Source organism: Shewanella sp. Isolate8, assembly GCF_022398495.1.
Classification (GTDB): domain Bacteria; phylum Pseudomonadota; class Gammaproteobacteria; order Enterobacterales; family Shewanellaceae; genus Shewanella; species Shewanella aquimarina.
Genome location: NZ_JAKEVI010000001.1, coordinates 346,077 through 358,432, shown reverse-complemented (window position 1 = coordinate 358,432; position 12,356 = coordinate 346,077). Strand labels below are relative to the sequence as shown.

Here is a 12,356-nt window from a genome sequence, read left to right as displayed (position 1 = left end):
CCTAGCTGATAAACTGATGAAAAAAGGCCGTAACTTAGGTTACGGCCTTTTTCTATTTTTTAGCCCTTTGACTCGGCAGAGGCATAGCTCCCACGGAGCCTTAAACTGCCCCTAAACCTTAATCTGCCCCTTATACCTTAAACAGCCCCCCTAAACCTTAAATTGGCCTACCAGGGTATCCAGGTTGCTGCCCTCGTTGGCCAGTCCCTGACTGGTATCCGAGGCGCTGTTACTGGCCTGTAGCAGCTCGTTGACGATCTCCTGAATCGCAAACACGTTGCGGTTGATCTCCTCGGTCACCGAACTCTGCTCGGTAGCGGCGGTGGCGATCTGGGTACTCATGTCGTTAATGGAGGTCACCGCCGAGGTCACCGCGCCCAGGCTGTCTGAGATCGCCCGCGACGAGGTCACAGAACGATGACAGCTCTGCTGACTCGACTCCATGCTGCTCACCGCCAGCGACACCAGATTATGTAGCTCGGAAAGCATCTCGTTGATCTCTAAGGTACTGGCCTGTGTGCGGCTGGCCAGGCTGCGCACCTCATCGGCCACCACGGCAAAACCACGCCCCTGCTCACCGGCACGGGCGGCCTCGATGGCGGCGTTGAGGGCGAGCAGGTTGGTCTGCTCGGCGATGCCACCTATCACAGTCAGTACGCTGTTGATCTTCTGCGACTGTTCATTGAGCGAGTTGATGTGTCCCGCCGCCATGTCGATTTCGGCCATCAGGGTCGACACCTCATGCAGCGAGCTGTCGACACACTCCTGAGCATTGCCCACATCCTGGGTCGCCGCCTGAGTCGCCTCGGCCACCTGAGTCGTGCTCATGGCCACCTCAGAGGCGGTCGCCGACATCTCGGTAATGGCCGTGACCACCTGATCCGTCTCGTTGTTATGGCTTATCAATTGCTGAGCCATGGCGGCGGTCTGGGAGGAGATATTGTCGGCACCACTCTTCACCTCCACCGTGGCCCTGGCCACATCCTTGATGATCCCCTGTAGCTTATCGACAAACTGGTTGAAGGCGCGGCCCAGCATGGCGATCTCATCGCTGCCCTGCACATCGAGGCGCTTGGTCAAGTCCCCCTCACCCTTAGCGATATCTTCGAGGTTCTGCACCATGTTATGAATGGGATTGACCATGCGCTGGGCTGCCACCAGAATCACTACCGCGGTAATAGCCACCAGCACCAGGGCGAAGAGCATGATCATCATCGCCTTGTCGTTCATGTGCTGGGTCATCACCTCGCGGTAGCTGTCCACCTGCGCCTCGATATCGTCGGTATAGGCGCCGGTTCCTAAGATCCAATCCTTTCCTGGTATCGTCACCGCGTAGCCGATTTTGGGTACCAGGCCCACCGCACCAGGCTTGGCATGTTTATAGGAGAAGAAACCATCACTACGACGAGCGGTATCGATCAACCCCACCACCACCTTCTTACCATTGGGATCTGTCATGCCGATCATATTCTTGCCTTCCTGATCCGGCTTCACCGCATGAAAAATGCTAATGCCATTAAAGTCATAGATGAAGAAGTAGCCAGCACTGCCGAAACGCACATTACGCAGCGCCTTATTCACGTCCCCGGCTTCGCCAAGACTCATCTGATAGTTAACAATTTCGAGGGCTATCTGAACTTGCTCCTGCAACTGCGCCTTTCTCTCTTTGTAGAGACTCTCTTTGAAGGTCGCCATATTCTCTTCGAGAGAATTGGATTCCAAGTTATAGGTAATTGAAACTAAAAATAGAAAACTTAATATTAGGGGTAGGAGAGCAAATACCAACAGCTTATTCTTCATTTTTAATTGCCACATGACCAACTCCAACAGGATTTGTTACATTTGTAAGTAAAATATAGCTAAAAAGTACCAGTGTCAGTGCCTAATGCTAGATAAATTGTAGTAGATCAATAATCCCTGCCAAGTTACTCAAATTTTCCACCTAACATAAAAAAAGCCAGCATTCCATCCCTGGAATACTGGCAATCACTTCACTTTTTGGTTTCTGCCTAGGTATCGCCCTGATAGCTAGGCACTAGGCGTTTATCGATTTGTCAGGCGGCTCAGTGACAAACCGCCTGAACGCTCTCAAGATTAGCGTGCTAACTTGCGGCGCAGGCCGGCAAACATCAGCAGCATGAGAGCCGCGAAACCGAGCGCACCACCGTCGTCTTTTTCTTCGACTTCGGGTTCTGTCTCTGGCTCAGGCTGTGGCTCGACACCGTCAGAGACGATCGTCAGCATGAAGCTGGTCGATGCCGCATCTGCCGGGTTTTCCACATCACTCACGGTAACCGTCACTTCAACCTCACCGTAGAAGTTCTCTTCTGGTGTGATGGTGATTTCGCTGCCCGAAGTATGGCCATCGACCACAGCGGTAATGTGCTCACCGGTAACGGTGATCTGATTAACGCTGTTTTGCTCATCGGCGTACATCACTGTGATGCCTTCCAGACTCGTGTTCTCGGTAACACTCTGGTCGGCGATGGCGCCCAGGGTGATGTTAGAAGCAACACTAACTGTGTGGCTCATGCTGATATCGGCCATGCCTTCGACCTGGCTGACGGCATTGACCGTCAGGTCCTGACCGGCGGCATTTTGCTTAACACTGGTCCAGGCGGTTACCTCGAACTGTGAAGACTCAGGTCCCACATAGTCGTAACAGATCACCAGACCGTCAGATAGCTTCTTATCCAGCTCACCATAGCTGAACTGCTCTCCAAGAAGTTTCTCTAAAGGACCATACTGATACACCCCACCTCGGAACCCTTGCACACCGATAGAACCGCGACCATCTTGTGAACCGAAGTCCAGATTGTCATAGGCCATCATCATCTCGTACTCGCCGTCACCATGACGGGTATTGACGTTGAAGATCAGCTCGAAGTCAAATCTGTCATCCAGCTCTTCCCACTGGTAGACGCGGTTTGCATCGCGGCCCGCAGGCAGGTATGTACGGGCATTGTCGTATTCCAAGATAGCCCAACCAGTTTGCGTGCTGGCAATTGAGATACCCGAGCGCTCGCTGAAGTTGTTGATCAGTGGTGCCGACAGGATAGCTTTTGGTGCATTGACATCCAGCACCTCGAAGCCACGCCACATCATGCCGATCGACTCGTATGGGAAGCTGTTATACGGGAAGATGTCGTGATATGGGAAGAAGAAAGGTTGACCTTCCCATAGCGATACTATGCCGTGAGCATGGATATCCAGTGCATTCTGCTTTCCTACGTTGAGGTTTTCGCTGTTGTTATACAGATGGAAATTGTCATAACGACCACCAAAGATCACGTCGATTGGCAGCGCAATGCCCTTGCGGTAAAGAATATTATTGTCTTTACCTGTGAGGGCACGACCATTGGCATCGTATTCCACCGGCGCGAAACCACTGAACATAGGGTAGATACGGAACTCTTCGAGGTTCACATAGCCACCTGGGTTGCTGTTGCCAAAGTTCGGCGTACGGCACATGGCATCTTCTAAGTTAGTGGTTATGTTATAGCTGGCTTCAACATCCGCCGTATTAGGCTGAATACCGCTAATGGTCAGAGTGCCATCTTCTAAAGTGATATCTGTGACTATCTCTTTTGATGAGGTCAGTACATCTTCCACATTTAGGCTCAGGCCTGCAGGGATATCTGCGCTAATGGTGAAGGCGCGATCGATACCACTGTCGTTAGGCTGCACCTCGAAGGTGAAAGGCACCTGCTCACCCAGATGGGCACCGGTTTGCGGTACATCCAGATGCACATCATCGATACCACGTTCCAACTTGAAGGCAACCTTGCCTATGTTGCCGGCGTTAATCTCTGAACTGCCAAAGTCGATCAGCGAGTAGTAAACGTCGCCCTCAACCATCTCAGGCAGGTTCCAGTTAACCTGAACATCTACAGCGTCCTGACCATTGCTGGCTGGCACGTCGATGCTCATGTTTGACGCCACAGTGTCAGTCACTACCGTAGTCGCAAACTGGAAGGTCTCTTCCATGGCGTCATAGTAGTTGTTCTGCGCCGAGCCCTTTCTTGGGTTGTAGAAGACCGCCCAGTACTGGCCCTCTTCCGGCTGGTTGATGTTACAGAAGTTGTCGTACTGGATGTGGTTAGAGACACAGAGTAGCTCTTCATACGGATCCGCTTGACCGTTACCGTTGTAGTCCTTACCCACAAATACTAAGAGGTTACCCTTATCCAGGGTGCCTTCGAGTTCACTCTCTGTAGTACCGAAAGACTCGACCATCAGACGACGGGCGTTGGCTGGCACATCGATCATCTCGACATGAGTCGCCTCATCCAGACGTTCTTCCATAGGCACAGTCATGTCGCCCGATGCGCTCCATGGGAAGTTACCATCATCATCTTTTGGCAGGGTAATGGTCTTCACATCGGCCTTGACCGGCGCGAAGATACGGCCGTGGATGTTATCACCTTCAGGCAGGTTGATGCCCTTAATGACGACATTGCCGTCGTTACGATGCGCGGTTGCCGCCAGACGTCCAGGCATACCGTTCTTGTCGTACTTGAAGACCACTGGCCAGTGGGCCTCTGAGGCATTGCCTGTGGTTTCGGTGAAGATCAGGTTAGAGTGCAGCTCAACTTCCGCGTTGCTGAACCAGTCCTGGGTATCCATGATTGAGGCTTCGACCACGATATCCATGGTCTCACCGGCTTCGAGGCTAAACTCGCTCGGGGTCACCTTGATAGACACACCATTCTGCACCATCTGAGAACGAGAATCGAAGGCCCAGTTCATCACGTCATCATGGGTCACGCTCCAGCTACCGGCGGTTGTCGCCTTGATAGTACGGATCCACTGACACTGTGGCTTACACTCGAAGTTCACCAGCTGTGGAATGTTGAGCTTGTGCACAGCACCGCCATTTTGCGGATCGGCAGCCTTGAAGTTCTCGGCAGTCTCATCCAGGACAAAACCGGCCTTGGCGGCGTTAGCCACGTTGATACGACCCGTACCTGCACGGTAGGTCGAAGCCAGTGCCACATCACCATTTTCATCGTCGAGTCTGTGATATTGCACCTTGTTCTCGGCAGTCATTGCCAGCGCAGACTGGATCTCGGTAGCACTCCAGTCCGGCTTAGCCTGCTTCAGCAGCGCCATGGCACCAGCCACATGTGGCGAGGCCATAGAGGTACCGCTGAGGAAGGCGAAGTCACCGGATGCGCCACTGCTGACAAACGGATGCTCATCGGCAAAGGCGGCGTAGATATTTACACCAGGCGCCGCTACCGCTGGGATCAGGGCTTCAGGCGTCGAAGGGCTCGGGCCACGTGACGAGAAGGCGGCCAGCCAGTCGGCGCGCTCAGGATCCAGATCACGATCTATCGTCGTCTCTGAGATGGTCAACACATGGTCGCTGCCTTTAGTCAGCCAATCACTCAGGCCGTAACCAGACATGCCGTTGTCCCAGCGACCATCCCACTCCTGCTTGGTGATATGTATGCTTGGCACAGAGTAGGCTGCGGTTGCTACGATGGCGTCGGCATTGGCATAGTTGTACATGATCATGCCATCGGCGCCGCCCGCCTTGATGTTGTCGGCCTTGGCGGTACGGGCGATACCGTTAGGATCGCTAAGACTGTTACGCTTACATACCACAATCACATCGGTTGGGTTTCCACCAGAATCGGTCAGGTCGAAAGTCCCCGCCGGGAACGGCTCGCCACAATACTCGTCACCATAGTCGCTGGCCTTCACCACCATACCTGTTACCGAGCTGGTGTTTACCGCACCGCCGACAATCTCGCTCCAGCGAGGCATTTCGGCGCCGCCCATAGGATCGACAAGCTTGGTCTCCACCAGAATCTCGCGCGAGTGAGTGCTCGCCGCCACGTTCATCAGCCAAGGCGAGGCATGGTCGATGGCACCGAAATACTCTTTATATCCCTGAGGCTGACCCGAGTTACCCGCCGCGGCCGCCACAGAGATACCAGCTTCGCGTGCCGACAGGAAGGCCAGTTCCACATCGTCGCTCCATGGGTGAGAATCCTGACCACCGATAGAGAAGTTAATCACATCCACGCCATCGCTGATGGCATCTTCGATACCGGCGATAAGCGCTTCACCCGGACAGCCAGCGTTTAATGCGTTCGAAGGATGACATACCTGATAAGAGACGATGTTGGCATGAGGCGCCACACCACTCATGCGTGGGAAGAGTGCCTCTTTCACCACGTTGCCATCGTTAACCGCCCCCGGCGCCGGGTTCACAAAGTCGACATCCAGCAGCACGTTACCCGCCGCAGTCGAGGCCACGTGAGAGCCGTGTCCCTGGTAATCTTCACCCACTGCCGGACGCGTATCGCCATAGACACCGCTGGTGAAGTTATCAGTGATCACAGGATATGAGCGAACGCCGATCAACTTGTCGTTACACAGGCCTTCGAAGCCCTCTTTCAGACAGTCGCCCACATACTGGCCCGCGCCCCATGGGTTTTGATGGTCATAGCCATCGTCGCCCACATCGGCAAAAGATCTGTGGTCTGTGTTTACCCCGGTATCGATAATACCGACGATCACGTTCTCACCCTTGTAAGGTACAGAGTCTGTCACTGTGCCGGTCCAGATCTTGTCGGCGCCAATCAGCTCTGGGCCAACATCGCTAAGCAGATCATAGGTCTTAGAACGACGAACAGAGGCGACGTTCGCCATCTGAGAGACGCGCTTGGCCTCTTCCTGGGTCATGGTCATAGAGAAACCGTTGACCGCATTGGTAAACTGCTGACGCACAGGACGATCGCCCAGAGTGGCCGACAGTTCAGAAATGACCGACTGCTGCTCGCTCAGCAGCTGATCGCGGTATTGTTTAATCTCGCGGTTAACCGGCTGACCGGCCACAAACAACTTAGCCTCACCTGGTTTACCCTTGACCGAACTACGCTCGGCGCCGCCTTGCGCCAACAGACTCGCGCCCGCCTGTGCCAACGGCTTCTGATAGAGTCTGACGATATAGACGTGCTCGCCAGTCAGCCCCTCTTCGGCGACGAACTTCTGGTTCTGATGGCTGATCTGTACGTTCAGACCATCGTTTTGCAACAGGTTAACCTCTTGCGTGCTACCGGCGTTGAGCTTTTTCGCCTGCTCGGCGGTGATCTTCAACGGCTCGAGTCTTTCGACCTTACCCGGCTGTATCGCCGCATGGGCCATACCGGCACTGTAGAGTGCGGCTGCCACGGCTGTTACTAATGTTTTCACTCTCATGAAACTTCCACCTTTTTTGTAGTTATGCCCTGATGAAGCTTGTTGTTTGCATACTTATTCACCAGCGAACTAACATATAATCATGATGACTTAACTAATGTGGATAGCTTTGGTGTAGCATTTTGTAGTTTTGTTAAAAAACAAACATTTGGTTAACAGCGGATTATTTTTACAACTTTCAGGTCAGACCACAGAAAAACCAAAGCCTAAAAACAACGACAACCACAATTAAAACAATAAATTAAATACAATAACCCGAGTTCCCCCAAAAACGCCATCCGATAACAAAATCACTACAAACTAGGCGTCGAAATGCAGTAAGCTCAAGAGGCAAGTGGGATAAGAGATCATCTTGCTACATGATAGAAGGAGCTTCTGCGCTAGCAAATGACCAAGCATGATTATTCAATCATTCAGTGCAAGTCGAGCGCTACAAGTCGCACAGTACAAGTCAAGCTGTACAGCCGACCGACACGGGTGGCTGTAGCGAAAAGAAGAAAAACGCAGTACGCGAATGACGGGGGAATACAACAAAGTCACAGCTAAGCTTGGCAAGGGACAGATCTTAAATGCCTCGATTAGCGCTAACCTAAAGGCTCTACTCGAAAAATCCTCCCAAGGCATGTAGCATTTTGTACACTTATATATATTTTTACAGACTTTTAACCTGAGATGGTTTTAGATGCTAGTTTCAGTTTCGGGATGTGGATGAAGGCCATGAAGTACCTCTTGTCCGGTCTTATTTTCCTCACAGGGCTGCTCCTGAGCGAGGCTAGGGCCGAAGAGCAGATAGATGACATTACCACGGGCGAATTTCATTTCACCCTCGCCTTGGGCTATGGTGGCATCGAGAACCCCAGGGCCAAGTCAGACGATATCACCACCTATGTCCTGCCGAGCTGGTCCTACTATGATGACCGCTTCTATGTCGAGAACTTCACTCTGGGCTATAGCCTGTATGAGTCAGACAGCCTATTGGTCGACCTGCAGACCCGCCTCAACGAAGATGGCTTCTTCTTCGAACTCGATGGTTGGAACAAGGTCTTCTTGAGTGACATTCTCGGCTATAAGCCCAACAAACAACCCCTGTTTGGTCCCGAAATCCCCGAGGTACCCATTGAGCGTCACATCTCCTACCTGGGTGGCCTCAGCACCACCTGGCTGACTCCCTACAGCGATTTCACTCTGGGCTATTTTCACGATATCAGTGGTGTACATCAGGGCAACGAGATCCACTTCAAGGCCAAGAAAAACATGGCATTTTCCTGGGGGGCACTGGGTTTCGAAGTCGGTGCGATACGCAAGAGCAGCCAGCTGATCAGCTACTACTACCACTTTACCCAGGAGGAACTGGGCCGCGGCCGGGCGCAACAACCCCAATCGGCGGCTATCAACTACCATACCAGCGGCGTCGTCAATGTCCCCCTGTGGCAAGATATTAATTTCGTAGCCATTGTCACCTACACTTGGTTAGGAGATGAGATCACTAAGAACCTCATGGTAGAGAAGGATGGCTACCTATCCGGGTTCATTGGAGTCAGCTATGCCTTCTAACGCCATCAAGCTGATACAGTGCATGTTGTTGCTGGCCCTGACCACCAGCTTCTACTGCCAGGGCAATAGCACCCAGGTCAATATCAAGCCCAAGACCTGCGCAGTACTCGAGGCGGGAAGTCCCTGCCATCTAACGCTCAAGATAAGCTACAGACTAGAGGCCTTGGAGCAAACCTGTATCTGGGTCGCCCTCAAGGAGAAGCCAGAGCAGTGTTTCGACCGCCTGAGCGTGGATCACCTGCTCGAGCTGACTCTCACCAAAGACACCCAGGTACAAATTAAAGATCTCAACAACAAGGTGCTCGATGAGGTGACCATACAGATCGCCACCTATCAGCCCGTCAACACCCGCAAACGCCGAGGACTCAACTGGAACCTGTTATGAGCAAACCTAAGATACTCCTGATTGAAGACGATCTGGATTTGGCCGAGCTCACCCTGCTCTACCTGACGCAGCAAGGCTTCGACCTGACCCACAGCGAATCGGCCCAGGCGGTCGCGAACCTGCCCGCCGATCTCAACTTCGATCTCATTATCTGTGACATCATGTTGCCCGACACAGATGGCTTTAGCCTGTTCGCCGAGTTACAGGCGCGCTACCAGTGCGTGATCATCTTCATGACCGCCCTCGACGGCCAGCAGGAGCAGATAAAGGGCCTGGAGTTGGGTGCCAGCGACTATATCGTCAAGCCGGTCAACCCTGAGCTGTTGGTGGCTCGCATCAAGGCCAACCTGAGGAAATTCCCCGGCGAGGCAGCCCCTCAGGCCGTCACCCTACACGACTTCACCATAGATCATACCCATCAACTGCTGACCATAGGCGATCGCCCCCAGAAGGTGACCACTCAAGAGTTCGATCTCTTGTGGATCTTCGCCCAGCACCCGGGCAAGGTACTCAGCCGCGAATATCTATTTGAGCAGTATGTGGGCCGCCCCTACGATGGCCTCGACCGGGCGATCGATCTCAAGATCAGCCGCCTGAGAAAGAAAATCGACAGCTATCAGATAGACGGACTCACCATCAAGACGGTACACGGCCAGGGCTACCTGTTTAACTATCAGCCCCAGACCTCGGAAAAGGGATGAAATTTCAATTCTACCGTCTCTACGCCCTGCTGATCTTAAGCAGCGCGCTGATCATCTGGTCTTTCAGCGAGATCCACGGCGCCATGCAGCATCAGGTAGAATCCTACCAGATAGATATCGACAGCGTGTTTCACAGCCTGAATGAGGCAGACAACAAGCTTCTCATCCGCGAGCTGTTCAGAGACGAGCTCGCGCTGCCTCAAGATCTGGCCGACAAGCTCGCCCGCGGCGAAACCATCGCCCTCACCCTGAGCGGCGGCAAGACCTACTACTATCGCCAGGCCCCCGAGATTAGCGATTCAAACAACAAAGAACCAGCCAAGGTGATCGCCTTCGGCCCTGTGCTGCGTAAGCCCACTCTGGCAGTGCCCACAGAGCTTATCATCTTCGCCCTCTATGCCAGCCTGGGCTGCTTGGCCCTGCTGCTTATCTGGCCCCTGTTTCGGGATCTCGCCCAGCTGCAGGCATCCGCGGTGGAGTTCGGTGCCAACCCGAGAAAGATGGAGCAGACGATCAACAAGCGCTCGGCCATCTATCCCCTGGCCAAGGTGTTTAATGAGGTCACACTGCAGATAGTGGATTTTCTGCAGATGCACAAGGAGCTGTCGCGCACCATCTCCCACGAGGTCAGGACCCCCCTGGCTCGCATGCGCTTCGCCCTGCAGCTGAGCAAGGCTGAGCTAGATGAGAAATACTGGCAGCGACTCAACGCCGATATCGATGAGATTGAGCAGCTGGCCAACAACTACCTCTCCTTCGCCAAGCTGGAGCACAGGGAGGCGAAAATACAGAAACAGACGATCGCCACCCAAGCCTTCCTCGAACAGTTAGAGGAGAAGTTTGCCCTCTATCAAGACAAGATAAGCATAGAGTTTATCGCCGACGATGGGCAGGCCTTGTTCGATGCCAACTCCATGACCATCGCCACCCAAAACCTGATCATGAACGCCCTGCGCTTCGCTAAACATAAGATCCAGGTGCGCTTTTGCTGCGACAAGGATCAATGCCAGATCACGGTCGAAGACGATGGTCCCGGCTTCGAAGGTAAGGGCAAGCAACTACTGGCCGCTTTTGCAAGGGACAAGGAGCAATCCGACGGCTCGGGCTACGGTCTGGGGCTCTACATCGCCCGTAAGATAGCCATCTGGCATCAGGGCCGGCTAGAGGCGGCAAAGTCAGATGAACTCGGCGGCGCCAGCCTCACCCTAGTCTGGCGCAATCAGCCAACAAAATAGACTCGGCTCGCCGCTGCGTTAAACTTGTCTCATCCTAAAAAAGCCCAGCCAGCACGCCGAGCAGCATCCCCGCCAGCGCGAAGCAGAGCAAGAGCATGAGAATGCTGGGGCGATAACGCAGCTGCCAGGCCAGCCCCGCCAGCACCAACAAGGCATCGGGCCAGGAGAGGATGGCACTGGTTATCACAGGTGAGATCAACGCCGCCAACAGCAGACCCACCACGGCGGCGTTAAGCCCCATGATGGCGCCGCGAAATCTCGCCCGCCCCATCAAGCCATGCCAGCTGCGCAGCAAGGAGAGTTGCAGCAAAAATCCCGGCAAGAAGATGGCGAGGGTCGCCACCAGGGCCCCCACCAGCGGCGACGCCAGCCAGGATTCGGCGCCAAGAAAGGCCGCTAGGGTAAACATGGGGCCCGGCACCGCCTGCGCCAAGGCATAACCCGTCAGGAAACGCTCATTGGTCAGCTGCTGCCCCACGCTCGCCTCCAGTAGCGGCAGCACCACGTGACCACCACCAAACACCAAGGAACCCGCCTGATAGAACTGGGCAAACAACTGCGCCAGACTATGGCCAGTCCCCAGCCAGAAGAGCGACAGGCCAAACAGCGAGATAAACAGCGCCAGCGGCAGCATCTGAGGTCGCAAGGTATCAACAACATCGCCTTGAAAGCCTTTCTGTTCGCCCTTCTCGCCATCTTGCAGCGCTGTTGGTGCCAATAACAAGCTCCCAAACACACCGGCCAGAAGCAACATGCCCAGCTGGCTAGCCAGGGTGCCGACAAACAGGGTCAGCGAGGCGCAGAGCAGCATCAAGAGCCGGGTCGCGCCGCGACGGCAGAACTGTTTAAACATGCTCAGAACGGCGTCGGTCACCACCACGACCGCCATCAACTTGAGGCCATGGATAAGCCCCTGAAACCAGCTGGTATCCAGCCAGCTGACACTCGCCACCGCCAAGAGATAGAGCAGCAGAAAGGAGGGTAAGGTAAAGCCGAGAAAGGCGGCGATGGCACCTTGCAGCCCCGCCCTGTGATGCCCGATGGCGAAGCCCACCTGGCTCGAGCCCGGCCCTGGGATCACCTGACTCATGGCGACTATGGCACCGAAACGCTCCGCATCCAGCCAGCTGAGTTCATCTACGAAACGTCGCTTAAAATAGCCTATATGGGCCGCAGGCCCCCCAAAACTCATCAGTCCCAAGAGCAGAAACTGCTTAAACACCTCACCCAATTGGTCACCCTCCGTCAAGCCAGAGCCGAGATTTGGCC

At 54.2% G+C, this 12,356-nt stretch carries 7 protein-coding genes; 4 read left to right on the top strand and 3 right to left on the bottom strand.

The window, feature by feature from the left end; all coding sequences use genetic code 11:
• Nucleotides 1–150 precede the first annotated feature (150 nt).
• Both L1D43_RS01495 and L1D43_RS01490 read right to left on the bottom strand, forming a co-directional pair.
• Nucleotides 151–1,815 carry a methyl-accepting chemotaxis protein gene (locus L1D43_RS01495; RefSeq protein WP_239849675.1) on the bottom strand — a complete coding sequence of 555 codons (1,665 nt, stop codon included), beginning with the start codon at nucleotides 1,813–1,815 and terminating at the stop codon, nucleotides 151–153.
• A gap of 279 nt (nucleotides 1,816–2,094) precedes the next feature.
• Nucleotides 2,095–7,212, bottom strand: coding sequence for a S8 family serine peptidase (locus L1D43_RS01490; RefSeq protein WP_275659036.1), 5,118 nt, complete (start codon nucleotides 7,210–7,212; stop codon nucleotides 2,095–2,097).
• Nucleotides 7,213–7,929: 717 nt separating this feature from the next.
• Here L1D43_RS01490 and L1D43_RS01480 point away from each other — a divergent pair.
• From L1D43_RS01480 to L1D43_RS01465, 4 genes are read left to right on the top strand one after another with little or no spacing between them, the layout of a single operon-like run.
• Nucleotides 7,930–8,766, top strand: coding sequence for a MipA/OmpV family protein (locus tag L1D43_RS01480; RefSeq protein WP_239849674.1), 837 nt, complete (start codon nucleotides 7,930–7,932; stop codon nucleotides 8,764–8,766).
• Nucleotides 8,756–9,151, top strand: a complete 396-nt coding sequence (locus L1D43_RS01475; protein WP_239849673.1) for a DUF3019 domain-containing protein — start codon at nucleotides 8,756–8,758, stop codon at nucleotides 9,149–9,151. The genes L1D43_RS01480 and L1D43_RS01475 overlap by 11 nt, the downstream gene beginning before the upstream one ends.
• Complete coding sequence (locus L1D43_RS01470; protein ID WP_239849672.1) at nucleotides 9,148–9,852, top strand: response regulator transcription factor; 705 nt, start codon at nucleotides 9,148–9,150, stop codon at nucleotides 9,850–9,852. The genes L1D43_RS01475 and L1D43_RS01470 overlap by 4 nt, the downstream gene beginning before the upstream one ends.
• Nucleotides 9,849–11,087 (top strand): ATP-binding protein, encoded by a 1,239-nt coding sequence (locus tag L1D43_RS01465; protein WP_239849671.1) that lies wholly within the window; start codon nucleotides 9,849–9,851, stop codon nucleotides 11,085–11,087. Before L1D43_RS01470 ends, L1D43_RS01465 begins: the two co-directional genes overlap by 4 nt.
• A 34-nt stretch (nucleotides 11,088–11,121) precedes the next feature.
• Here the strand turns inward: L1D43_RS01465 and chrA are convergent, their stop codons facing one another.
• Nucleotides 11,122–12,318: a chromate efflux transporter gene (gene chrA, locus L1D43_RS01460; RefSeq protein ID WP_239851009.1), complete on the bottom strand. Its 1,197-nt coding sequence runs from the start codon at nucleotides 12,316–12,318 to the stop codon at nucleotides 11,122–11,124.
• Between the last annotated feature and the right edge of the window lie 38 nt (nucleotides 12,319–12,356).